This is a genomic window from Lacrimispora sp. YZC11, assembly GCF_057543815.1.
On the sequence record NZ_BAAJYQ010000005.1, the window covers coordinates 393,904 to 417,507 of the forward strand.

Here is a 23,604-nt window from a genome sequence, read left to right on the forward strand (position 1 = left end):
TCATTATTTATATTATCCAAGAATTTTCTTCAAATCCTCTTCCGGTGTGCTGATAGGTGATATTCCATAGTTTTCAACAAGGAACGTTAATACATTCGGTGATAAGAATGCAGGTAAGGATGGTCCTAAATAAATGTTCTTGATTCCAAGGTGCAGCAAGGTAAGAAGAATGCATACGGCCTTCTGCTCATACCAGGATAATACCATGGACAATGGGAGCTCATTGACTCCGCATCCAAAGGCTTCTGACAGAGCCACCGCTACCTTGATGGCACTGAATGCATCATTACACTGTCCCATATCCATGATTCTTGGAAGCCCTCCAATGGTTCCAAGGTCAAGGTCATTGAAACGGTATTTTCCGCAGGCCAGGGTCAGGATGATGGAATCCTTGGGGGTCTGCTTTACAAATTCGGTATAATAATTTCTTCCTGTCTTAGCGCCGTCACAACCGCCCACTAAGAAGAAGTGGCTGATTGCTCCCTGCTTCACTGCGTCAATGACCTGATCCGCAACTCCCAATACAGTTCCATGGGAAAATCCTGTCATAACTTCCTTGCCGCCGTTGATTCCCGTCATTTTATGGTCTTCCCCATATCCGCCAAGCTCAAGCGCCTTTTCAATGACAGGAGTAAAGTCTTTGTCCTCTCCTATGTGGACCATTTCCGGATAGGAAACCACTTCTGTTGTGAATACACGGTCAGCATAGCTCTTCTTCACTGGCATCAGGCAGTTTGTATTAAAGAGGATGGGTGCTGGAAGGTCATCAAACTCTTTTTGCTGGTTCTGCCATGCAGTTCCGAAATTCCCCTTCAAATGAGGATACTTCTTTAATTCCGGATAGCCATGGGCCGGAAGCATCTCTCCGTGGGTGTAAATATTGATCCCCTTATCCTTTGTCTGCTCCAGGAGCTGTTTTAAATCATATAAATCATGTCCGGTAATTACGATAAACGGACCTTTTTCAATGGTAAGAGGCACCTTGGTTGGCTTAGGAGTTCCAAATGCGGTGGTATTTGCTTTATCCAGCAATTCCATGCATTTTAAATTTATCTTTCCCACTTCCAGGACCACCGGAAGAAGCTTCTCCATGGGCAGATCATAGCTAATGATTGACAATGCCTTATAGAAGAAATGATTGACCCCTTCATCTTCATATCCAAGAACCATGGCATGATAGGCATAGGCCGCAACGCCCCGAAGTCCAAATAAAATCAAAGATTTTAAGGAACGGATATCTTCCTGTGCATCCCAGACATTCTTCATATCATAATCAGAAGTATTTCCGCAAACAGAAGTGCATTTGCTGCAATCCGGCACGATTCTTTCTTTTTCTTCCCGCACCCTTTCGATCATCTTTACTAAAACTTCATCATTGAAATTTACATTTGTGATGGTGGTAAAAAGCCCTTCCACAAGGATTCTTGTGGTGGTCTCCAAAGGGGAATTATTACCGCATGCCTTTGCAAGGCCGATAAGCGCGCCTGTCAGTTCATCCTGTAAATTTGCAGTGCTGGCGGATTTGCCGCACACTCCTGCGCTGCCCGTACAGCCGCTGCAGCCTGCAGTCTGCTCACACTGAAAGCAAAACATCTTACTATCCATATCTATATCCAACCTTTCTATTCTGTCTTTTTATTCCAACTTGTTAAAATACCACAACCAATTCCATCTTAAAGCGTTCTTTAGCATAAACTGCATGTGGCTTTTTGGCAGGCATGATAAGGGTCTCACCTGCATTTAACAGATATTCCTTACCATCTACCGTAAACTTTCCGGTTCCTTCCAAAACAGTCACCATGGCATCCCCGTTGGATTCGTGGGTACTGATTTCTTCCCCTTTATCAAATGCAAATAACGTAATGCTAAGAGCTTCATTCTGCGCGAGGGTCTTGCTGACAATCTGGCCTTCATTTGCCTGAACCAGATCAGATAACATTACGATTTCTTCATGCTTTATATTTTTAATGAATTTCTCTGACATATGGCTGCCTCCTTGTTTTTCTCTTGCTTTTATAAGCTGATTATAATATAATAATTCCATCATTTCTGTTGTAATTACAACATTATGAAAATAATTTTAAAGGAGACGGCAAATGGAGGAATACCTGTCCATATTAAAAAAATCAAACCTGTTTTCCGGAGTCCAGCCAGAGGAGATAAGAGCAATGCTGCAATGTCTGTCGGCACGGATCAAGCATTTTAAAAAAGAGGAATTTATCATAAGAAGCGGAGATTACATCCGTTCCGTCGGAATGCTTCTCTCCGGGTCCGCTCTCATCATACAGGAGGATTTCTGGGGCAAACGGACCATTATTTCCGATGTTATGCCTGGCACTATTTTTGCAGAAACCTATGCCTGCATCCCCTCCATTCCGATTGAAATGAGTGTTATCTCCGACTCTGAATGCGATGTGCTGTTTATGGATTTTAACAGGATACTGAATGTGTGCACCTCCGCATGCACCTTTCATACACGCCTGTTACAAAATTTTTTATCTTCCATTGCCAGAAGGAATTTAACCCTCACGAAAAAAATGCAGCATATGTCCAAAAAGACCATCAGGGAAAAATTGCTCTCCTACCTTTCCGCCGAATCCTTAAAAGCCAATTCCTCCACCTTTGATATTCCATTTAACAGGCAGCAGCTGGCGGATTACCTGTCCATTGACCGCAGCGCCCTGTCCAATGAAATGAGCAAATTACAGGACGAAGGGATTTTAACCTATAAAAAGAACCGGTTTACGTTAAAAGAGGATTTTCATGAAGGATAATTTTTAAATACTATATAAAAAACGGAATCCGGCATCATTACCTGCCGGATTCCGTTTTTAATTTTATATAATATTCCCATCAACAGAGATGGTAACTACCTGACATGGAATTTCTTTTCCGCTGTCTTCAAGGGCTCTTAAGGCCGCATGTTCCAGACCGCCGCAGCATGGTACCTCCATCCGGACGACCGTAATGCTTTGAATGGCGTTGTTCTTTATGATCTCTGTCAGCTTTTCGCTGTAATCCACCTGATCCAGCTTGGGACAACCCACAAGAACGATCTTATCCTTTAAGAATTTCTGATGGAAATCTCCATAAGCATAGGCGCTGCAATCCGCTGCGATCAATAAATCTGCCTCCTCAAAATAAGGAGCTCTCACAGGAACCAGCTTGATCTGAACCGGCCACTGTCTTAACTGGGACTGGATGGGAGCCTCAGCCGTTTTCTTTGCTTCAGCCGAGCGATCAATCTGCATGGCACGGCTTCCTGGACATCCGCAAAAGGAAGCGCTTCCTTTTGCCCCAGCCTTTTTCTTATTCAATTCCACCGCCTCTTCATCATATGCGGCTGCTTCTCTTTCTACGAATATAATGGCTCCGGTAGGACATGCGGGAAGGCAGTCCCCTAGTCCATCGCAATAGTCATCCCGCATAAGCTCTGCTTTTCCATTTACCATACCAATGGCTCCCTCGTGACATGCTGCTGCACAAAGGCCGCATCCATTGCATTTTTCTTTATCAATCTGAATAATTCTACGAACCATTCCTAATATCCTCCTCTAATTTGCTTTCTGAAGTTATCATACTATGATCCTGAGATTCTGTCCGTTGTAATTACAACAAAAATTTCACAAAAAATTTTCCCGTTCTAAGTGTTTACCTCTTTATTTTTCACGCATACTACTCCTTATTGGAGGTATCCTATGTTCCCAGATAAGATTTATTACGAACCAGAATCCCTTGAATATGAGCTGGGCCAGTGTCTAAAGGAAAAATACAGCACGATTCCATGGATTCCCATTAAAAGCCACAATAAAATAGACGAGCTACGCACCCGCCCAAACAAAGACTTTCCGGCCATGAAGCGCCATCTCATCATAGGGGTCCGCAAAACCCACAACTATGTTCCCAATCACAAGGTATCGGATTTTCTTGTACCTTATACCTCGTCCGGCTGCACCGCCATGTGCCACTATTGCTATCTGGTATGCAACTACAACAAATGCGCTTATTTGCGTTTATTTGTAAACCGGGAGCAGATGCTGAAAAAAATCATGGACCATGGAGCCCGCTCCGAAAAAAATTATACCTATGAAATCGGAAGCAACAGTGACCTTGTTCTTGAAAATACCATAACCGGAAATCTGGCATGGACGATTGAAGAATTCAGCAAGAGCAAATATGGATTTCTTACCTTTCCCACGAAATTCAATAAGGTAGAACCCCTTCTGGGCATCAGCCACGGCGGCCGTGTCATCATGCGGATGAGTGTCAACCCCCAGCCCATCATCTCCCGGTTTGAACCAGGTACCTCCGGCTTAGACGCCAGGATTACCGCCTTAAACAGCATGTGTGACGCCGGATACCGGGTAGGACTTTTGATCGCTCCCATCATTATGACTGAAGACTGGAAAGATCTGTATTCCCAACTGATTGATACTCTCTCAGACCGGCTTTCCCAAAAAGTAAGGGAACAGGCGCCTATTGAGATCATTTTCATGACCTACAGCTACGTTCAGAACGCGATCAACACCGATGCATTTCCTAAAGCAGAACGTCTCTATGACAAAGAACTCATGACCGGACGGGGAAAGGGAAAATACTGCTACCGGGATGATTTAAGAAGCGACGGGGAACAGTTTTTAAGACAGCAGATTGAAGAAAAGCTAAGAGGAATGACGATCTTATATGTGGTTTAAGAAAACACCGGGAGCGATCCCTGCTCTCTTAAAATGGCCGCTTCCATAAATAATGGGCGGCCAAAGATCTTCCTATGAGCCTTGGAAATTGGCGCAGTAATTACAGCAATTCTTTGAAAAATAATGATAAACTATTATTTTTTGTCGTTTCATGTCGAATATATAATTGTTATATAGATGGTATAACAATAAATGCAAATATTTTTAAACTGGAAAGGAGGTTCTTCTATTTTATCTGCATAAGACCTAAAAATTTTACTGCATAATATGCAGTATATTTTTTTCAGTCTTTGATGGTAAAATTTTCCATTTTCTCCATCTGGGGGCTTATTTTTACTGAACAATAAATCAAAGGGAGTATATTACAATTATGAAGATAATGAAAAAGCTGAAGTTCGGCAATTTAAAACTTGCTGCAAAAACCTCCATTACTACAGGAATCATTCTGGCGGCAAGCATGACATTGCTGATTACGGTCTCTGCGTTACAGGCAAGCAAAGCAGTTTCAAAGGCAATCAACGGAGAATTTTCGGGAATATCCGCACAGAACGGCCTTATGGTACAAGCCGTAATCAATGATGCCACCGGCACTGCCAAGAATTTGCAGGATTACTTAAACCGAGCATACAACGACAAGGACGCGATGGGTGATTGGAAAAACACTGACCGCAAGAGCCAGTTATACAATGTTCAGCTAAAGGAAGTTAATTATGCGATCGAGAATTATATCTTAAATTCTGCCTGGTCAACCGTGGGCAACAATCCTGATATCTATGGAATCGGTGCGTTTTTTGAACCTGATAAATTTGATCCTGCGGTCAAAGATTATTCTCTCTATGTGGATAAAAATGAGGCTCAAAACAAAACAGCTCAGTCCCTTGGGGCATACAGCGACTATTCTACAAAGGATTATTACAGTGTTGCCAAGGAAACAAAGGCTTCTTATATTACCGATCCTTATGTTTACGAAGGAATTATGATGAGTACCATTGCGTTCCCCATCATGAAGGGAGATGATGTCATCGGAGTAATTCTGGCCGATATCAATGTATCGAACTTTTCCAAGATTAAAACTTCGGATTCAAAATATCCCACCATGTATGTCAATATTTACACAGAAGAAAACATGACCGTCTTTGACAGCCAATCCAGCGATCACATCGGGAAAAACTTACAGGAAATGATTTCTTCTTCCGAATTTGCAAAAATTACAGCTTTACAGCAGGCTAAAACTGAATTCCATATTGACACCAAGGGATCCAATGGGACCATGGAATCCAGACATTATTATCCGATCACCTGCGGATCACAGACCTGGTGGGCATCCAGTTGTCTGGAAAAGAGGGATTTAACAAAGGATGTAACACAGATCATTGAATTAATGATCCTTCTTGCAGTCCTTGCTCTGGTCTTTATTAATATAGTCATCCCGGTTTTCTTAACAAAGACACTCCGCCCAATTGACGGTGTGGTGGCCGCTGCCGCCGGCATTGCGTCAGGTGACTTAGATATCCAGATGGAGGTTAAGTCTAAGGATGAAATCGGGGTACTGTCCAAGACATTTATGGAAATGGCAGAAAACTTAAATTTCATTATTCAGGATATCAATGATGTTCTGGGCGAAATGAGCAGGGGCAACTTTAAGGTAATGACCAAAAACGAAGAAAAATACACCGGCGCATACCGGCATATCTTAGAAGCAATGCATAACATCCGCCTTACTTTAAGCGATACGCTTTCAGAGATCGACCAGGCTTCCGAGCAGGTTTCCACCGGCGCGTCCCAGGTATCCGACGCTTCCCAGGCTCTCAGCCAGGGTGCCACCGAACAGGCCTCTTCCATTGAAGAGTTGTCAGCAGCCATTAGCGAAATTTCAGAACGGGTAAAGGAAAACGCGTCCAATGCCTTAGAGGCAAATTCCCTGTCTCTGGAAGCGTGTGAGGGCATGCTGGAAAGCAATCAGAAGATGAGGGATTTGATCTCTGCAATGAATGAAATCGCAAGTACTTCCGGCGAAATAAACAAGATTATCAAAACCATAGACGATATAGCGTTCCAGACCAATATCCTGGCGTTAAATGCAGCCGTAGAAGCCGCAAGGGCCGGTTCTGCTGGAAAGGGTTTTGCAGTCGTAGCCGATGAAGTCCGCAATCTGGCCAGCAAGTCTGCGGAAGCTGCTAAAAATACCACTGCACTTATTGAAAACTCTATTTCAGCCATCGGAAACGGAACGAAAATTGCAGATGAAACTGCTAAAGCGCTGCGGCTTGTGGTAGAAAAATCAAATATTTCTTCCGTAAGGGTGGCAGAAATTGCGGAAGCATCAGCCTCACAGTCCGATGCTCTGGTGCAGATCACAACCGGCATTGACCAGATATCTGCCGTTGTACAGACCACCTCCGCAACATCGGAAGAAAGTGCTGCCACTTCCGAAGAACTGACCGCCCAGGCCCTTAATTTAAAATCCCTGGTAGGAAAATTTCAGCTGATGGATAATGCGCCTTCTGCGTCCGTCCAGCCATCGGCACCATCAGAGGTTTCTGACACGGAAGAAGCTTATTATAAATATTAATAGTGACAGGATTTCTGTCTCTTAAAAAATGTCCATAAAAAGGCTGCGGGTATCAAATACCCGCAGCCTTTTCCTGTATTGCCATACCAGTTTTTATAAAGCGGAACATCCGGAGGGCTCCCTGATAATATAAGTCCCCGGCATTTTCAAGCGCCTTATCCAGTTCCATGACCCCATTGACCGTTGTCATGATGGAGCAGATTCCAAAGTCATAAATCTTATCTGCACCTTCTCCCATAGCTCCCACCAGAGCAACAGCCGGGATTCCCTTTCTTTTGCACCTCATTCCAATCCCCTGAATCACCTTTCCAAAACAGGACTGCCAATCCGTCCGCCCCTCTCCTGTCACAACCAGGGACACATCTTCTAAGCGGGAATCAAAATCAATCAAATCCAGAACTGTTTCTATTCCTGATTTTAACTCCGCTTGAAGGAATACTAAAAGCGCCGCACCCAGGCCACCTGCGGCTCCGGAACCAGGCATTTTATCGGGATCTATCCCCAATTCCCTTAAAATCACATCCCGGTAGTTTCGCATCCCTTTTTCCAGTTCATCAAGGACCTGGGGGGTACCGCCCTTCTGCTCTCCAAACGTATAAGTGGCTCCGTCTTTTCCGCATAATGGATTATTGACATCACACATGGCGGTCAGTTTCACTTCAGAGACCCTGGGATGGAGGCCGGAAATATCAATATGTGCGACCTTTTCCAGATCCTTTCCCGTTCCTTCCAGCTCTCTTCCTTCTGAATCCAGGAATTTTACACCCAACGCCCTCATACATCCCATTCCGCCGTCATTGGTTGCCGAACCGCCGATTGCAATGGAAATCTCGGTAAATCCCCGGTCCAAAGCATCTCTTATCAGCTCCCCGGTTCCATAGGTGGTCGTGTTTCTTGGATCCCTTAAGTCTATTGGGATCAAGGGAAGCCCGGAAGCCGCTGCCATCTCAAGGATAGCACGTTTCTCATCCAGTTTTCCGTAATAAGCGTTAACAGGAGCAAGAAGCGGTCCGCAGACAGTTACCGGGATCCTTTCTCCCTGAATGGCTGCGATCACAGCATCCGTGGTTCCCTCTCCTCCATCAGCTACGGGGATTCCGGTACATTCCCATTGATCTAACACTTCCGCCGCAGCCTTTTTAAGCAGTTCTATGGTCTGTTCACTGGAAAGAGTCCCCTTAAACGAGTCAGATGCAAACAGTAATTTCATATACAAAGTCCTCCTTTGACCAGTGAATTTTAATTTTCGTTTGTTCTTATTAATGCAGGATTAATGACAGAATAAAGATTTCCAGGATTCCTGCGATTCCTAAAATCAGCGTTGCCATAGTCTGTGTCTTATACCCCTTTTCCGGAGTCATGGCCCCAAAATTCGTCACCACCCAGAAATAGGAATCGTTTGCGTGGGAAACGGTCATTGCTCCCGCCCCGATGGCCATGCAGGCAAGGGCTGCACGTACAGGGCTTTCAAGACCCAGCATTGGAAGCAGCGGAGCTACAATTCCTGCGGTGGTTGTCAAAGATACGGTAGAGGAACCTTGAGCACTCTTTAAAATAGCTGCCAGGAAGAATGGGAAGAAAATACCCATGGTGCTGAGTACCGAAGCATGATCTTTGATATAGTTCACCATATCGGTGGAAGAAATTACCTTACCAAGCACGCCGCCGGCAGCCGTCACAAACAGAATCGGCCCCACAGTCTTTAAAGTATCATTGGTTATCTCATAAAACTCTTCCATCTTACCTGCTCCCTTCAGCTGAAGGATACCGCATAAAGTACCTGCTGCCAGAGCGATGATGGGAGTTCCTAAAAATTTAATAACATCAGCCCCAAAGCCTTCCATATTGGCCATGGCTACGATTGAGGAAAAAGCCATAAGAAGGATAGGAAGAATAATCGGAGCAAGTGCATTGAAACCGCCGGGAAGTTTGCCGTATTCGGCAACCAGCTCCTCATAGGTTTTTGCTGTCTCTCCCATATCCGCTTCATCGTCAGAACGTACCTTTCCTCCGATGTATTTTGCGTAAAAGAACCCGGCAATCAGTGGAAAGATAGAGCACAATGCGCCCATTCCCATAACAAGAAGCAGATTTTCCCCAATGCCAAGAGTAGAAGCTGCCGCAATGGGTCCTGGTGTGGGAGGAATGAAAACGTGGGAAATGTAGAGACCTGAAGAAAGGCCCACCGTCATGGCTACGGATGATGCGGCAGTCCTGTTTACCAGGGCTTTCCGGATAGGGTTTAAAATTACGAAACCGGAATCGCAGAATACCGGGATAGATACTACCCAGCCCATCATCTCAATAGCAAGGACCGGATTGTTTTTCCCAACAAGCCGGATCACCATATCAGCCAGCTTAAGGGCTGCGCCTGTCTTCTCCAATATGGTCCCGATCAGGGCTCCAAGGATGATAACAATACCGATGCTGGAGAATGTGCCGGAAAATCCGGCCCCGATTACGCTTGCAAGGCCGCTTACCTTGGTCCCATCTTCCAATGTCTTATCGACCAGCGGAATCCCTGCAATAAGTCCCAGGAGCAGTGAGATGCTCATGATGGCAATAAACGGATGAATGTTAAACTTGGAGATTGCAACGATCATTAAGATAATTGCCAATACAAAAATAAAAATCAGTGGTAAACCTGTCATAAAATGACCCCCTTTTAAACATTGACAACAGTTTCTGCTGCTTTATGGTATCATAACACCATTAAACATGAGATTTCTACTGTCATGAGTATCAATATGACCCTGATTTTTGTATCGTTGATACAAAACTAGTGTTCTTTTCTTAAAAAACTATAAAAGGTTTCCAGAAAAAACCGGTCTGCCGAAGATTCCATGGGATTGATATTCAAGGTATCCTTCAACTTATTATAACGGTACAAAAGCGTGTTTTTGTGCACGAAAAGCTCTTTTGATGCTGTCACCAGATTATAATTTGTCTTTATGAGAGCACCGGCAATTTCCATAAATGTCTTTTTAAACTCTTCCCCCAGCTCTCTTTCATAAATATTGAACATCCTTTGCAATTCATTCATCGGTACTATGGAACGCACATAATTTCCAGTATAGTCATAAAAAAAGGCGGAGGAACCGGAAACCGCATTTTCCTCCAGCCATTTGCAGTGCCGGTAGGCATTATAATACTGGGTAAAGCTTCCCTGAAACGAGCCAATGTAAAATTTACAGCTCTTCTCCTGCTCCCGCAGCCATTTTAAAGCAGTGCTTAAATATTCCGCAATAATGTATTTATAATCTGCAAATAATTTTCGTGTCTGTTCCGGCATTGTTTTGAATATGAGGATATAGTTACTATCCAGGACAATACTGATATCCTCCGACCCGTGCCTGGGACTTTTCTTGATCATGTCCAGAAATGGCTCCGGCTTAATGTCCTCCATTTTACACAATATGGGGATACGGATTATGTTCTCCGAATAATTAAGCTGTTTTGCAACGTTCCGAAGCTCTCCCGGATCCGGATATTCCACATGGATCAAAAGATTTGTAAAATGCTCCTTCCGGTTCCTCCTGCGCCTCAGTTCCTCCTGCTGTTTCTCATATTTCAGCATAGCTTCAATGGCCATTTTGGTGATCAGGGCGACGGGCTTTATCTCACCCGGATCTCCGGTGATTCCTACCACACCCTCCCGCCTGCCGTCAATGTTAATAACCATGTTGATCCCAGGCTTTACTCCTGGATAATCCTCTTCCGTAGAAGTGACCACCATGTCCTCGTTTCCGGTTACAATATAATAGGCGACCTCATGAAACGATCCCACCCGTTTCGGATCCCGGCTGGCGATGATGACTCCCTGCTCATTCATAATGTTAATATTGTATTCTGTATATTGTGTGACCTGTTCAATGAATTTCTTTGCCAATTCCGTTTCTATCATCTGCGTCCTCCCGGAGCTAATCGTTTGTCTTATTTTCCAGCATCATTTTAAGAAACAGCTTACCATATTTTGCTTTTCCCTTCAATAGCAGAGGATTCCCGGATTTACTTTTTTATAGATTTGTGGTAAATTATCTTTTATCAAAAACATTTTCATATATCATAAACTACGATTAAAAAAGGAGAATTTTATGTTAGAAGAAGATTTTATCATGCGCATGATTCATGAAATGGTAACAACTTTGCTGAAGTTGATTTTTCATATTGAATTAGGGGAAAATGAAGAACTGAATTTTAAAGATCAAGAGACAGTATCTAAATATCAGGAACTTTTAACTCTCATCCAAGCCGGAAAAATCAATGAGGCAGAAAACAAATTATTGGATGAGCTGGATTCCGAAGATATGGAGCATTATAAAATGGCGCTCATGTTTTATTATCATTTAAATCAGGTCGATTACAGTTTTCTTGAAGAGCATGATTTTTCCAAAAATGAAATTACCGACGGATTAAGATACGTATCATCAATTTATGGCTATGATAGCATGGCAGAAGCCCTTCTGGGCAGAGGTTAACAGATTATCCTACAGCCATTTAATAAGTAGGAGGTCGCTGATTAATTCAGCTACCGACCTCAGGATTGCTCTGAATGTTCTGAAAACAATTTGTGTACTACATCAAAAACTGGACGAAATATTCAGCGTTGGGAACATGAGGCGATATTGGAAAAAGTCAAAGAAGAGACTTTGGAGCATAATGATATTTACAAACAGCGAAGATGCATTGTGGAACACCCCTTTGGTACTATTAAAAGATATTTAGGATACAGTTAAAAGGCCTTCCAGTCACATAATTGCCATTGGAAGGCCTTTAAAGCGCACGTATTAGTTACCCAGCAATGCGTTCTCAAGTTTGGCAGTCAAATTCACACAGTCCATTGGAGTGAAATCAATCAAGCAGATAACAAATTGATTCATAAGGACGCAGGGAAATTGAACGGGTAATTTCAGGAGAATCTTCATAGTTGGATATTAAGGCTTTAGAATTATATCTATCTATATTTATTTCTTGCGGTAAGAGAAATTCGGTATTTTCTCCGTAAAAGTTATTTATAACAATTAATTTCTGCTCCTCAAAGCTCCGCATGTATGCATATACTTTTGGATGCTCGATTGATAACGTTTCATAGTTTCCATAAGCAATAATATCATACTGTTTGCGAAGCTTAATAAGCTTCTTATAGTGATAAAACACAGAATCCTCGTCACGGAGAGCAGTTTCAGCGTTGATTGACCGATAGCTTTCTCCAACGGACAGCCATGGATTTCCTGTTGTAAAACCACCATTTTCCTTATCATTCCATTGCATCGGTGTACGAGAGTTATCTCTGGATTTTACGCTTAAAATCCTTAATACTTCTTCTTTTGGTACTCCTTGAGCACATAAAATGTCATAATAATTTAAGCTTTCCACATCTTTATATTGTTCAATGGAATCAAAGTAAGGATTTGTCATTCCAATCTCCTCGCCTTGATAAATATACGGGGTTCCTCTGAGCATATGAATGGCCGTGGCAAGCATTTTTGCAGATTGCTTGTGGTATTCCTTGTCATTCCCAATTCGTGAAACAATACGGGGCTGATCGTGGTTGCACCAAAACACTGCATTCCATCCATTGCCTTCTGCCATTCCTTTTTGCCATAAATCAAAGATGTTTTTTAACTCCTCAAAGTCAAAATCCTTTAACGACCATTTTTCTCCATCCTTATAATCAATTTTTAAATGGTGGAAATTAAACACCATTGATAATTCTTTTTCCTCTGGATTGGAGTAGCGAATACAATGGTCTATGGTTGTAGATGACATTTCTCCCACTGTAATAATATCATCACATTTTCCAAATGTTTCTCTGTTCAATTCCTTTAAATATTCATGAATCCTTGGACCGTCTGTGTAGAAACGCCTTCCATCTCTCATATGATCGTCCTTCCAATCATCAGGCTTGGAAATAAGGTTAATGACATCCAGGCGGAATCCTTTAATGCCTTTATTAATCCAGAAGTTTACAACTTCAAAAATTTCTTTTCTTACTTCTTGATTCTCCCAGTTTAAGTCTGGCTGAGTCTTGTCAAACAGGTGAAGGTAACATTCATCTTTTCCTTCAACAGGCTCCCAAACTGAACCACCAAACTTAGATACCCAGTTGGTTGGTTCCTTACCGACTTCACTCTTTTTAAAAATATAGTAATCCCGGTATTTCGTTTCTCCTGCAATTGCTTTTTTAAACCACCCATGTTCAGAAGATGTATGATTAAATACCATATCAAGCATAATATCGATATTTCTTTCCCTGGCGGCAGCTACCATTTCTTCAAAATCTTCCATCGTCCCGAAAACAGGATCGATATTCCGATAATCCGCAACATCATAGCCGTTGTCATTTTGGGGTGATACATAGAATGGAGTCAGCCAAATGTAATCCACACCTAGCTCCTGCAAGTAATCTAACTTTTCGGTTACACCCTTTAAATCTCCAAATCCATCCCCGTTTGAATCCTTAAATGATTTTGGATAGATTTGATACACGACACTTTTTTTGAAATCTTTCATGATTGAACTCCTTCCGCTTCCGGATGCAGTTCGTAATACTTCTTTCTTCCAGGGTATGCCCGGCCCTCTTCTATCTCTTTCTCCCATCTTTTTGAACCGGTACCGGCGACCGGGCCTTTTAAAAGAGGATCCTTCGTCTGAACCATCCAGTTCTCTACTTTCTTTCTAAATTCAGCAGCAATATGCTGATAATCCGGATGATTGATTACATTATTTTTCTCTAAAGGGTCTTTTTGTAAATCGTACAATTCTTCTTCTTCATTTGGAACATAATATTTATCTCTGGTATCAACACCGGATAAACTTAAATGAGAATCTATGGGCAAGTACACTTTCGGACCATCTGCGAAGTTTTTCACATAACTGAATTCCCTGGTTCTTATTCCTCTCATTGGGTGGTACCTGTCATGCCAGGTCAGCTCTGAATAAAACGATTCTCTTCCGGTATCCTCTTTTGATTTCAATAAATGAGCAAAGCTTTTTCCATCGAGATTTTCCGGAATTTCTGCTCCAATTAAATCTAAAATCGTTGGCATCAGATCAACGTTACACAGCAATGCTTCTTTTTGAGTGTTCTTTTGTTCACCATCAGGCAAAACAACGATTAATGCGGTTTCCAATCCTGCATTCTTTAGAGTTCCTTTTGCTCCCGGAAAATCCACTCCATGATCTGTTGTAAGAATAACAATTGTGTTTTTATCTAATCCTGTTTCTGACAATGTATGATTGATCTTTCCAATTGCAGCATCTAAAACCTTAGCAGAACCGTTAAATAGCGTAATATCTTTTCTTACATTATACGTATCCGGCAGAAAGTCAAACACTTTAACTTCTACCCGTTTGTCTGCATATGGTGCATACTCGTTAAAGCTCCTATGAGTTTCAAAAAAACCGACATTTAGATAAAATGGCTGTTCCTGATTGCCCTTATGCTTTTCTAAGAACGTAATCACTTCTTCTGCAACTCTCGGAGCTCTGTCACCTGGAACAGGAATAAAGTTATCATACCCCAAGTCATAAGTTGAAGAAAAAACCCGTTCTTCAATAGGCGGAGCTACGTTGATTGTTTCATGGCTTAATCCAATCAATGTTGTTTCATATCCGTTCTTCTGTAATTCATTAGGTAAGGTTGTATGACTTCCATCAATGCAGAAACCTAAGTGAGCCAGCCCCATCATTCCGTTATTATGGGGATACAGACCTGTGAGAATGCTGGCCCTGCTGGGACTGCACTGCGGCGCTGTGCAGAAGTATTGATTAAATTGAATACCCTCTTCTGACATTTGCTGAATCGCAGGAGTATCTACTTTATATCCGTAACTGCTAAATTTCCTCCCGCTATCATGAGAAATCATAAACAGAATATTTGGTCTCATTGTAATCTCCTCCACTATCATTCTTTTCTTGTCTAAAACTAAAACATTTTTATTTTCAAAGGCAATTAGTTGAAATTTGACTAGACAAATCCTACATAGCAATTATATTCACTATTTATAAAAAATGCAATACTTTTATGAAAAGCAAAAATTTAATCAATATAAAAACAGATAAATCAGTGTTTTTTTAAAGTATATCTTGACATGTATGATTCAATCATGTTAAATTATGTTTATAATTTGTCTAGTCAAATTTAAAAGGGCATACGATTAAGGAGGAGGTAGTTTCTATGGATTTAAACGAGCAGGTCAAACAAATTATTAATGCTGTCGGCGGACTTCCCAATATAACATCCGCAACACACTGTGTCACCCGGTTAAGATTTATTTTAAAAGATGAAAAGGCGGTTGATACAAAAGAATTGGAAAAAATAGAAATTGTAAAAGGCAGCTTCTCTGCCAATGGACAATTTCAAGTCATTGTCGGCCCAGGATTGGTTAACAAAGCATTTGCTTCACTTATCAAGGAAACAGGGTTAAAGGAAGCCAGTAAGGAAGAAGTAAAACAGGAGAGTAATAAAAAATTACACCCTGTTCAAAGAGGTGTAAAGGTCCTTGCTGATATTTTCATCCCGATTTTACCAGCTATTGTTGCTGCCGGTATATTAATGGGATTGAACAATCTTCTTGCCAATCCGGGAATTTTTTATAAACAGCCCGTTTTAGAAGTTCATCCTGGCTGGGCTGGCATTTCAAATATGATAAATGTTATTGCAAGTACATCATTTTCATTTTTACCTGCATTAGTGGGCTGGTCAGCTGTTAAAAAGTTTGGCGGGAATCCGGTTTTAGGTATTGTACTTGGACTTATCTTAATAAACCCTGCATTGATGCCAGGTGCACAATATGCTAAAACACCTGAGGAAGTTCAATATTGGAATATCTTAGGACTGAATATTGCAAAAATCGGATATCAAGGGCAAGTAATTCCTATTTTATTCTCATCATTCCTTTTAGCGAAAACTGAGCAATTTTTATCCAAGAGAATTCCGGATATGGTTCAGCTGATTTTTGTTGCTCCACTGACATTATTAATCACCGGATTCTTTACTTTTACAATTATTGGACCTGTAACAATGTGGTTCGCAAACTTGATTACAAACGGAGTTGTCGGTTTATTTGATATTTCTCCTGTAATAGCCGGAATTATATTCGGAGCTATCGTATCTCCCCTTGTTGTTACCGGAATGCATCACTTATTCTTAGGAGTTAATTTACAAATGATTGGGGCTCTTGGTTATGCAACACTTTGGCCAATCCAGGTAATGGCAAGCCTTGGACAAGGTGCCGCAGCTTTGGCAATATTCTTCATCTGTAAAAACAAAAAAATGAAAGGTGTTGCAGTATCAGCCGCTATTTCAGCATGGCTGGGAATTACAGAACCTGCTATTTTCGGGGTGAATTTACGATACCGTTTCCCATTTGTTGCATCAATGATTGGTGCCGGAGTTGCAGGAGGAATTGTTTCATTTGCCGGTGTTAAAGCCGGATCAATTGGAATTTCCGGATTACCTGCCTTCCTTTCTATTTTTACGGAATATTGGGGTGTATATTTCCTGGCAATGGGAACTTCCATTGCGATCACGGTTGTTCTCACTCTTGTATTCTCAAAAATGAAAATTTTTGAAAAGCAATTACAAGAGGATTAATTTTATACTTAACATATGGAATGAGGCTATGAAAATATTAATTGCTTTTTCATAGCCTCATCTCGTTTAAAAATCTATTAAATTTTTTCTTCTTGCGAAATCAACAAACCGAAATGTATCCGCACGCTGCCTTGCTTCATGGTATTGAAAAAACCTCGTATCTTCTAAATAAACTTCACTTCTAATAACCGCCACATGCGTGTCATTATGAATATCCAGCAGTATTTTATCTTCTTCTGTCACAGGTTCAATGGTAATTTCTTTGTTCGCATATCCAATATTCAGTCCCAGATCATGTTCAATATAATTGTAGATGGAAAGCTGCGCCGCCAATGTTGGAATCTCCGGAATAATATCAGCTATTAAGTAATCCTTATCTAAGATAATGGCTTCTCCATTTATTTTTCGCAATCTCTCAAGGGAAAGCACTTCTATTCTTTTACTTAAATCGAGCTTTTTAGCTAATTCTCCTGAAATTCTTTCTCTTTTGTTTTTTAAAATGGCTGTTTCACTTTTTAAATGCTGCTCTTTTTGCATTTCATTAAAACTAACCAGACCAGAGCCGGCAAATTTAAGTTTATTAATATCAAGAACTATGGCCCCACGGCCCTGTTTTTTTTGAATAAGGCCATTCTCCATCAAAAGGGCCTGAGCCTTTCTGACCGTTTCTCTGGAAACATGATATTTTTCAACCAACTTCATCTCAACAGGTAAAAAATCTCCCGGCAAATATTTCTTTTCTTTTATATCCTTTACTAAGTCCAAGTATATATCATAATATTTATTCAAAGAAATCACTCTCACTTTTTATATGTTGCTCTTATTATAGCAAAGATATACTTGACTGTTCAATACTATTTTCGAGTTTTTGCCTATATAAGTCGAATAAAAAGTTTTTAATCATGCTCTGTCAGAGTATATGCCGTACAGACATACTTCCATATTCTTTTAACTTTAGGTTAATAAACACCTACCTATGAGACCTCCTCAGGTAAGAACGCTTTTGCCCATGCTGGGCGCACCAAAAGGAAGGCATCTTCATCTGAAGACGCCTTCCTTTTAAATTGATAAAATCATTACTTTGACATATGGTCATTTAACTTATCGATCAGCTCCTGTACCGGAACGCCGTGGACCATGCAGGCCTCTTCTACGGTTTCAGCGGCAGATGCAGGACAGCCCAGGCAATGCATTCCCATTTCAAAAAAGAAGTGAGCAGTAGTTTGGTCCGCTTCTAAGACCTCTCCGATTAAAGTATCCTTTGACACTGTCATATTCATTTAAATTACCTCTTTTCTTTCAATATTTTTATATGGTGTATTTAAACCTTCGGAAAACAATCCGTTCCCCGCCTTTTGAAAATATACATGTTCAACTCTTGGAAGGAAAATCCCCAAAGACTCTTTAAGTACATCCTCTACCGTTTCCACCGGTATGATCGTAATCTGGTTCTTCACTTCTTCCGGTACATCTTTTAAATCACTTACATTGTCTTTTGGAATCAAAACCCTGTTGATCCCGGCCCTTTGTGCCCCCAGGAGCTTTTCCTTTAATCCTCCAATGGGCAGCACCGCTCCCCGCAGGGTGATTTCTCCGGTCATGGCAAGCCTGGAGTCTACCTTATTGCCGGTAACAAGAGAAGCCAAAGCGGTAAATAATGCGATTCCGGCTGATGGGCCATCCTTTGGGACCGCCCCTGACGGAACGTGGATATGAAGGTCTCTTTCTTTAAAATTAAAGGCATTTAAAGGAAGTCTGGATTTTAACAGGCTTAAGGAAATCTTAGCAGATTCCTTCATCACATCTCCCAGCTTTCCGGTCAAAAGGACCGCTCCGCTTCCCGGCATATCGGTTGCCTCGATAAAGAGTATTTCTCCTCCCACTGGAGTCCATGCAAGGCCTGTAACCACTCCCGGAGGATTGTCCAGCTGTGCCTTGTCATGTCGGGAAACCTGTCTGCCAAGGAATTCTTCCAAATCCTCTGCCTTTATGTTAATAGGCAGCTTTGCTTTTTTTGATACGATTTTTTCCGTTGTAATTCTGGCCAGGCTGGAAAGCTGCTTTTTCAGCCCTCTCACTCCGGCTTCCAGCGTATAATCGTTTACAATCTTCTGCAATACCTCATCTTCGATCACCAGCTGCTCCGGCTTTAGGCCATGTTCTTTAAGAACCTCCGGGATCAGATGATTTTTGCCGATATGGAATTTTTCATCCATAGTATAGCTGGTTATCTGGATGATCTCCATACGGTCCAGCAGCGGGCCCGGAATGCTTTCTAAGGAATTGGCCGTTGCCACAAAGAAAACATCGGACAGGTCATAAGGAAGATCCATGTAATGATCAGTAAAGGTGTTGTTCTGCTCCGGATCAAGGACCTCCAAAAGCGCGCTGGCAGGATCTCCGCTGAAGCCTCCGGACATAATCTTATCTACTTCATCCAACACCATGACAGGATTGGTTTTCCCTGCCTTACGGATGCTTTGGATAATTCTTCCGGGCATGGCTCCGACATAAGTCCTACGATGACCTCTGATTTCCGATTCATCCCGGATACCGCCCAGACTTAAACGGATGTATTTTCTTCCAAGGGCCTCTGCAATGCTTTTTCCAAGGCTTGTTTTTCCGGTTCCCGGCGGCCCCACAAGGAGGAGGATGGAACCTTTTTTATCTTTGTTCAGCTGCATGACTGCCAGATGCTGAATGATCCTGTCTTTTACTTTTTGCAGACCATAATGCTGTTCATCAAGAATCCGTCTTGCCTCGTCAAGATCAATGTCCTTTGTCTCTTCCTTTTTCCATGGAAGCTGAACCAAAAGGTCCAGATAATTGCGTATCACGTTATAATCCAGCTTATTAGGACCTTGATCATCCAGCTTCTCCAGTTCATCAAGAGCCGCCTCTTTGATCTCAGGCGGCATACCTGCCTCTTCGATCTTATTTAAATAATCCGGCTCCTTTTTTCCTTCGTCCTTTTTGCCTTCATTCAGTTCTTCCTGAATGGCCTTTAACTGTTCTCTAAGTACGGACTCCCTGTAATACCGGTTTGCCTTCTCTGAAAACTTCTCGGAAATCTCCATCTGCAGTTCGATCATTTCCTTTTGTTTCAGCATGTAATCCAGGAAACGAAGGCTTCTTTCTTTTAAGGACATTTCCAGCAGCTCATGCTTTTCATCGTTAGGTATCTGAAGAAATTGAGACAGATACACAATAATGGAATTCAGATCCTTAAACTCATTGACAATCCTCTGGTACTGTTCTCCTCCTGAAAATTTGGAGCTTATCTCACTGGTAACGTTTTTGATGTAGCCAAGCATTTCTTCCCGGCTCTTTTCGTCCAGATCCTCATGATCCTGACTAAGCTCATATTGGGCGTGAATGATGCCGTTTTCTATGTGCAGCTCTTTTGCTTTGACCCGGTTCCTAAGCTTTACGGAAAGCAGGATCCCCTTATCTGTCTGGTCCAGCCCTGTGACCTCAAAGATCAATCCTGTGTGGTAAAAATCCTCCTCTTTCTTTGGTTCTTTACCAAAATTCTGTTTCAGCGGCAAAGCTATCTTTACAGTTTCTTCGTTTTCCAGATACATCATATGTGTTTCGTCAAGGGCTTCCAAACGAACCGTAGTTACGACGTCCGGCAATAAAACTTTGTTGGAAATTGGAAAAACGATTCCTATGTTATTATTATCATGATTTGTCATAGTTTTATCCTTTCTGTGCGTATTCCTAAAGTGAATGTTCATTTAATATGGATTTATTTTTTTGCGAGACTTTTTTGTAAAATGAATTCACAAAATAATCCCGCTTGTAAAAACCTACAGCAATATTGCATTCTGTATAATTTGAATCATTTCCTGCAGCAAATCCTCTTTCTGTGCCTCGTCTCTGCGGTTATCAACAGCAATTGCTTTCACAGGCTGAAATATGATGGCCAGCAGATTATCCTCTTTGTAATTCCTTATGAGATTACTCCTTTTCATATCCGACATCAGGCTGTAAATATTACAAATGCCCTTTTTCCCGGAACAGTTGTTGGCCAAGGAGGGACAATTGGAAAATTGCTCCACAAAGCTGAAAATTTCCTTGTTCTCCAATATATAATTATAGTAGCTTCGGATGAGCACCTCGATCTGCTGCCGTCCTTCCATTTCCCGTTTTACGCTGTCCAATAAATAATCATATATTTCTTCCGAGTATTCCAGGTAAATATCGTGCAGCATATCCTCTTTATTCTCAAAGTAGATATATACCGTTGCCGGCGAAACCCCTGCCATCTTAGCGATTTTAGAGACAGAAGTGCCATGGAAGCCCTCCTGCAGGATCAGCTTTATTACTGCTTCTTTTATGCTTCTCACTTTTTCGTCGTCTTTTTTTCTCATGCCATCACCTCTATATTTCTATAATAAATGATCATTCACTTATTGTCAACTGTTTTTTTATTTTTAAGACTGATCTGTATTTTTTTCTGAAATTCTTCTGACTGAACCGGTACATGAATTTATAATAGTACTTCCTTTGAATCAGACTAATAAACAGGTGAGCCGTTTGGCATGACATCCCGGAATTCTCAATCATAAATCCAGTGAGATTAAAAAAGCAGCAGTTCTCCTGATCCATAATCAGGAAAACTGCCGCCTTATCTCTTTATTTACACTGAAAATCACATACTGTACCGGAATGGGTCATATAAGGATGTGCTCTCTCATCTTTTCTGCTTCTATCATAACACTCCCCTTGTCATTTTAAGCAGATTGGGAAAACAGCCTATGCATCGGCTTTCTTCAACTCTTCCAGATAAGCATTCAAAGCATCCATACCTCCAACCTGGTAACGTTTTATGAACTCCGTACCTATGATAGCACCATCGGCACCATTTTTTATGACTTCATTCACGTCCTCAGCGGATTTTATACCAAAGCCTACATAGGCCGGTGTCTTTGAAACAGATTTTACTTTTTTTACAACTTCAACGTATTCCGTAGGAAGCTTATCAAACGATCCGGTTTTCCCTTCCCCGGAAACGATATAGGCAAACAGGTCATTATACTCAAGAGCCTTTGCTATGCTCTCATCACTAAGGGACCGGCCCAGCACAGTGATCTGATTCGGGAAAGATCCGGTTGGAAATTCTCCATCCACACATAGAAAACCGTCATATAAGTCTTTCGGTACATCAGAAAGGTGAAAGTATTCCACACCTTCCTTATAAGTCATTAACACGACTTTAAACGTGAAACGCCTGCGGATTTCTTCCAGCGTGTGTATCACATCGTCTGAGCTTATCTTTTGCTCCAACGCTTCTTTATGAGTCTGCCGTATCACAGCTCCGTCTACAAAAGGATCTGAAACCGGTATGCCGATTTCAACAAAACCGGCCTTTTCATTATCCAATAACTCTAAAATCTGGAAAAAAGTGTCCCTGTCCGGATAATGCAAAGTAAGATAAAACACTAAATTTTTCATTAGATGCCTCCAAACAGCTTAAGCACCCAGCCTAAGATCGGACCGTAGAAGGAATAATCTGTCTCGCTTAAAATACGCATGATCGGCGCATAACTTCCAATCATGGGAAGAAGCAGAGCCTGTCCGAAAATAAGGATCAAACCATTTACAAAGGAGCCTATGATCGCACCTCTGCGTCCGCCATGGGCATTTCCGAAGATGGCAGTTACCGCACCGGTGAAAAAGGTGGGGATCAGAGCCGGGAATACCACAATCGGATAATTGATAAATCCAAGAATCATCATACCGATCAGACCGGCAATCAAGCTGGTCAGGAAGCCCAATATCACGGAGTTAGGATAATTGGGGAAAAGCAGAGGGATATCAAGCCCTGGTACGGAATTAGGTATGATCTTATTGGCAAAGCCGTGGAATGCAGAGATGATCTCGGAAAGCATCATTCTTACACCTGTTATAATAACTGTAATCCACATACCGAAGGACAAGCCCCGTAAAAAGCTGAATACAACGATATCCTGTCCGCCGGTAATGTTTTCACGCATCCAGGCCGGGCCGGAAATCAGGCTTATGATCAAAAAGAGAACCGTCATAACAATGGTTAAGGAAATCGTCATCTCCCGTAAGAAATTAAGCTTCTTTGGAACATTTAAGTTTTCAAGATCATTTTCCTTGTTCCCAAAGGTTTTGGCAAGCAGGGAAGAAATCAGAATTCCGATGGAACTGGAATGGGCAAGGGTGAAGCCCTCTCCTCCCTTTACTTCCTTCATAAATACCGCCACATAGGCGCAGGAAAAGGTCATATACAGGCCTAACAATATGGAACCGGTTATTACAAGCGGTACAAAAGACAAATTGGTTCCGAATTTTAACAGCGCCGCAATCAATCCGGCATAAAAGAAGGATACATGGGCTGACAAATGCACATATTTAAAGCGCGTAAATCTTGCAAGCAAAAGGTTCACCAGAAAGCCAAGTGCAAAGATCAATGCCATTTCAGTACCGATCCCGGTAAGGCTTTCGGCTTGAGCCGCTCCAATATCCACTGACACAGGCGGCATATTAAATATCTTGGAAATCATTCCCTGCAAAGGCAGCAGAGACATACCGAGGGTCTGCCCTCCTACGTTGATCATGGTAAAGCCGATCATCGTCTTAATTACGCTGGGAAGGATCTGATCCCAGGTTTTCTTCTGGGCAACCATACCGGCGATTACAACAATTCCTATAATGAAAACAGCCTGGCTGAAAACATTATTAATCAAATACATTACTACTCCCAT

General features: G+C 41.8%; 19 protein-coding genes and 1 pseudogene. 6 read left to right on the forward strand and 14 right to left on the reverse strand.

The window, feature by feature from the left end; translation table 11 throughout:
- Positions 1–12: 12 nt before the first annotated feature.
- Positions 13–1,605 carry a hydroxylamine reductase gene (hcp, locus tag AC27IJ_RS04925; RefSeq protein WP_312502051.1) on the reverse strand — a complete coding sequence of 531 codons (1,593 nt, stop codon included), beginning with the start codon at positions 1,603–1,605 and terminating at the stop codon, positions 13–15.
- Positions 1,606–1,648: 43 nt separating this feature from the next.
- A complete protein-coding gene (locus tag AC27IJ_RS04930; protein WP_312441753.1) occupies positions 1,649–1,984 on the reverse strand; it encodes a cupin domain-containing protein in 336 nt (111 codons plus the stop codon).
- A 112-nt stretch (positions 1,985–2,096) separates the two neighbouring features.
- Here AC27IJ_RS04930 and AC27IJ_RS04935 point away from each other — a divergent pair, with 112 nt between their 5' ends.
- Positions 2,097–2,774 (forward strand): Crp/Fnr family transcriptional regulator, encoded by a 678-nt coding sequence (locus AC27IJ_RS04935; RefSeq protein WP_312502048.1) that lies wholly within the window; start codon positions 2,097–2,099, stop codon positions 2,772–2,774.
- Positions 2,775–2,837: 63 nt separating this feature from the next.
- On the opposite strand, the gene AC27IJ_RS04940 is transcribed toward AC27IJ_RS04935, so the two are convergent.
- Positions 2,838–3,539, reverse strand: coding sequence for an ATP-binding protein (locus tag AC27IJ_RS04940; RefSeq protein WP_487147750.1), 702 nt, complete (start codon positions 3,537–3,539; stop codon positions 2,838–2,840).
- Between the two features lie 159 nt (positions 3,540–3,698).
- Between AC27IJ_RS04940 and AC27IJ_RS04945 the strand changes: the two genes are divergently transcribed.
- A complete protein-coding gene (locus tag AC27IJ_RS04945; RefSeq protein WP_312441750.1) occupies positions 3,699–4,694 on the forward strand; it encodes an SPL family radical SAM protein in 996 nt (331 codons plus the stop codon).
- A 370-nt stretch (positions 4,695–5,064) separates the two neighbouring features.
- Positions 5,065–7,266 carry a methyl-accepting chemotaxis protein gene (locus tag AC27IJ_RS04950; protein ID WP_487147753.1) on the forward strand — a complete coding sequence of 734 codons (2,202 nt, stop codon included), beginning with the start codon at positions 5,065–5,067 and terminating at the stop codon, positions 7,264–7,266.
- Positions 7,267–7,318: 52 nt separating this feature from the next.
- Here the strand turns inward: AC27IJ_RS04950 and AC27IJ_RS04955 are convergent, their stop codons facing one another.
- The 3 genes from AC27IJ_RS04955 to AC27IJ_RS04965 form a co-directional block, all read right to left on the reverse strand.
- Positions 7,319–8,476: a glycerate kinase family protein gene (locus tag AC27IJ_RS04955; protein ID WP_312441748.1), complete on the reverse strand. Its 1,158-nt coding sequence runs from the start codon at positions 8,474–8,476 to the stop codon at positions 7,319–7,321.
- Positions 8,477–8,525: 49 nt separating this feature from the next.
- Positions 8,526–9,917: a GntP family permease gene (locus tag AC27IJ_RS04960; RefSeq protein WP_312441747.1), complete on the reverse strand. Its 1,392-nt coding sequence runs from the start codon at positions 9,915–9,917 to the stop codon at positions 8,526–8,528.
- Between the two features lie 128 nt (positions 9,918–10,045).
- Complete coding sequence (locus AC27IJ_RS04965; protein WP_312441746.1) at positions 10,046–11,170, reverse strand: CdaR family transcriptional regulator; 1,125 nt, start codon at positions 11,168–11,170, stop codon at positions 10,046–10,048.
- Between the two features lie 190 nt (positions 11,171–11,360).
- Between AC27IJ_RS04965 and AC27IJ_RS04970 the strand changes: the two genes are divergently transcribed.
- The gene (locus AC27IJ_RS04970; RefSeq protein WP_312441745.1) at positions 11,361–11,744 is read left to right on the forward strand and encodes a DUF6483 family protein; all 384 of its coding nucleotides are present in this window, start codon (positions 11,361–11,363) and stop codon (positions 11,742–11,744) included.
- A 63-nt stretch (positions 11,745–11,807) separates the two neighbouring features.
- Positions 11,808–12,002: pseudogene (locus tag AC27IJ_RS04975) on the forward strand (transposase); the annotation flags it as partial.
- 115 nt (positions 12,003–12,117) lie between these two features.
- Here the strand turns inward: AC27IJ_RS04975 and treC are convergent.
- Both treC and AC27IJ_RS04985 read right to left on the reverse strand, forming a co-directional pair.
- The gene (gene treC / locus AC27IJ_RS04980) at positions 12,118–13,779 is read right to left on the reverse strand and encodes an alpha,alpha-phosphotrehalase (RefSeq protein WP_487147757.1); all 1,662 of its coding nucleotides are present in this window, start codon (positions 13,777–13,779) and stop codon (positions 12,118–12,120) included.
- Positions 13,776–15,155, reverse strand: coding sequence for a sulfatase family protein (locus AC27IJ_RS04985; protein ID WP_487147759.1), 1,380 nt, complete (start codon positions 15,153–15,155; stop codon positions 13,776–13,778). The genes treC and AC27IJ_RS04985 overlap by 4 nt, the downstream gene beginning before the upstream one ends.
- Positions 15,156–15,445: 290 nt before the next feature.
- Here AC27IJ_RS04985 and treB point away from each other — a divergent pair, with 290 nt between their 5' ends.
- Positions 15,446–16,864: a PTS trehalose transporter subunit IIBC gene (gene treB, locus AC27IJ_RS04990; protein ID WP_312441742.1), complete on the forward strand. Its 1,419-nt coding sequence runs from the start codon at positions 15,446–15,448 to the stop codon at positions 16,862–16,864.
- A gap of 66 nt (positions 16,865–16,930) precedes the next feature.
- Here treB and treR read toward each other — a convergent pair whose 3' ends face one another.
- From treR to ulaA, 6 genes are all read right to left on the reverse strand, one after another.
- The gene (gene treR / locus AC27IJ_RS04995; protein ID WP_312502037.1) at positions 16,931–17,653 is read right to left on the reverse strand and encodes a trehalose operon repressor; all 723 of its coding nucleotides are present in this window, start codon (positions 17,651–17,653) and stop codon (positions 16,931–16,933) included.
- Between the two features lie 287 nt (positions 17,654–17,940).
- Positions 17,941–18,144 carry a DUF1858 domain-containing protein gene (locus AC27IJ_RS05000; protein ID WP_331655636.1) on the reverse strand — a complete coding sequence of 68 codons (204 nt, stop codon included), beginning with the start codon at positions 18,142–18,144 and terminating at the stop codon, positions 17,941–17,943.
- Positions 18,145–20,562: an endopeptidase La gene (gene lon / locus AC27IJ_RS05005; RefSeq protein ID WP_487147762.1), complete on the reverse strand. Its 2,418-nt coding sequence runs from the start codon at positions 20,560–20,562 to the stop codon at positions 18,145–18,147.
- A gap of 114 nt (positions 20,563–20,676) precedes the next feature.
- Positions 20,677–21,240: a TetR/AcrR family transcriptional regulator gene (locus AC27IJ_RS05010; RefSeq protein ID WP_312441739.1), complete on the reverse strand. Its 564-nt coding sequence runs from the start codon at positions 21,238–21,240 to the stop codon at positions 20,677–20,679.
- 385 nt (positions 21,241–21,625) lie between these two features.
- Positions 21,626–22,324: a tryptophan synthase subunit alpha gene (locus AC27IJ_RS05015; RefSeq protein ID WP_487147765.1), complete on the reverse strand. Its 699-nt coding sequence runs from the start codon at positions 22,322–22,324 to the stop codon at positions 21,626–21,628.
- A complete protein-coding gene (ulaA, locus tag AC27IJ_RS05020; protein ID WP_487147767.1) occupies positions 22,324–23,604 on the reverse strand; it encodes a PTS ascorbate transporter subunit IIC in 1,281 nt (426 codons plus the stop codon). Before ulaA ends, AC27IJ_RS05015 begins: the two co-directional genes overlap by 1 nt.

What these genes read in the sequence shown, in the direction of transcription:
- hcp (WP_312502051.1), bottom strand. Translation starts at nt 1,605, where the DNA reads ATGGATAGTAAGATGTTTTGCTTTCAGTGTGAGCAGACTGCAGGCTGC.
- AC27IJ_RS04930 (WP_312441753.1), bottom strand. Translation starts at nt 1,984, where the DNA reads ATGTCAGAGAAATTCATTAAAAATATAAAGCATGAAGAAATCGTAATG.
- AC27IJ_RS04935 (WP_312502048.1), top strand. Translation starts at nt 2,097, where the DNA reads ATGGAGGAATACCTGTCCATATTAAAAAAATCAAACCTGTTTTCCGGA.
- AC27IJ_RS04940 (WP_487147750.1), bottom strand. Translation starts at nt 3,539, where the DNA reads ATGGTTCGTAGAATTATTCAGATTGATAAAGAAAAATGCAATGGATGC.
- AC27IJ_RS04945 (WP_312441750.1), top strand. Translation starts at nt 3,699, where the DNA reads ATGTTCCCAGATAAGATTTATTACGAACCAGAATCCCTTGAATATGAG.
- AC27IJ_RS04950 (WP_487147753.1), top strand. Translation starts at nt 5,065, where the DNA reads ATGAAGATAATGAAAAAGCTGAAGTTCGGCAATTTAAAACTTGCTGCA.
- AC27IJ_RS04955 (WP_312441748.1), bottom strand. Translation starts at nt 8,476, where the DNA reads ATGAAATTACTGTTTGCATCTGACTCGTTTAAGGGGACTCTTTCCAGT.
- AC27IJ_RS04960 (WP_312441747.1), bottom strand. Translation starts at nt 9,917, where the DNA reads ATGACAGGTTTACCACTGATTTTTATTTTTGTATTGGCAATTATCTTA.
- AC27IJ_RS04965 (WP_312441746.1), bottom strand. Translation starts at nt 11,170, where the DNA reads ATGATAGAAACGGAATTGGCAAAGAAATTCATTGAACAGGTCACACAA.
- AC27IJ_RS04970 (WP_312441745.1), top strand. Translation starts at nt 11,361, where the DNA reads ATGTTAGAAGAAGATTTTATCATGCGCATGATTCATGAAATGGTAACA.
- treC (WP_487147757.1), bottom strand. Translation starts at nt 13,779, where the DNA reads ATGAAAGATTTCAAAAAAAGTGTCGTGTATCAAATCTATCCAAAATCA.
- AC27IJ_RS04985 (WP_487147759.1), bottom strand. Translation starts at nt 15,155, where the DNA reads ATGAGACCAAATATTCTGTTTATGATTTCTCATGATAGCGGGAGGAAA.
- treB (WP_312441742.1), top strand. Translation starts at nt 15,446, where the DNA reads ATGGATTTAAACGAGCAGGTCAAACAAATTATTAATGCTGTCGGCGGA.
- AC27IJ_RS05000 (WP_331655636.1), bottom strand. Translation starts at nt 18,144, where the DNA reads ATGAATATGACAGTGTCAAAGGATACTTTAATCGGAGAGGTCTTAGAA.
- lon (WP_487147762.1), bottom strand. Translation starts at nt 20,562, where the DNA reads ATGACAAATCATGATAATAATAACATAGGAATCGTTTTTCCAATTTCC.
- AC27IJ_RS05010 (WP_312441739.1), bottom strand. Translation starts at nt 21,240, where the DNA reads ATGAGAAAAAAAGACGACGAAAAAGTGAGAAGCATAAAAGAAGCAGTA.
- AC27IJ_RS05015 (WP_487147765.1), bottom strand. Translation starts at nt 22,324, where the DNA reads ATGAAAAATTTAGTGTTTTATCTTACTTTGCATTATCCGGACAGGGAC.
- ulaA (WP_487147767.1), bottom strand. Translation starts at nt 23,604, where the DNA reads ATGGGAGTAGTAATGTATTTGATTAATAATGTTTTCAGCCAGGCTGTT.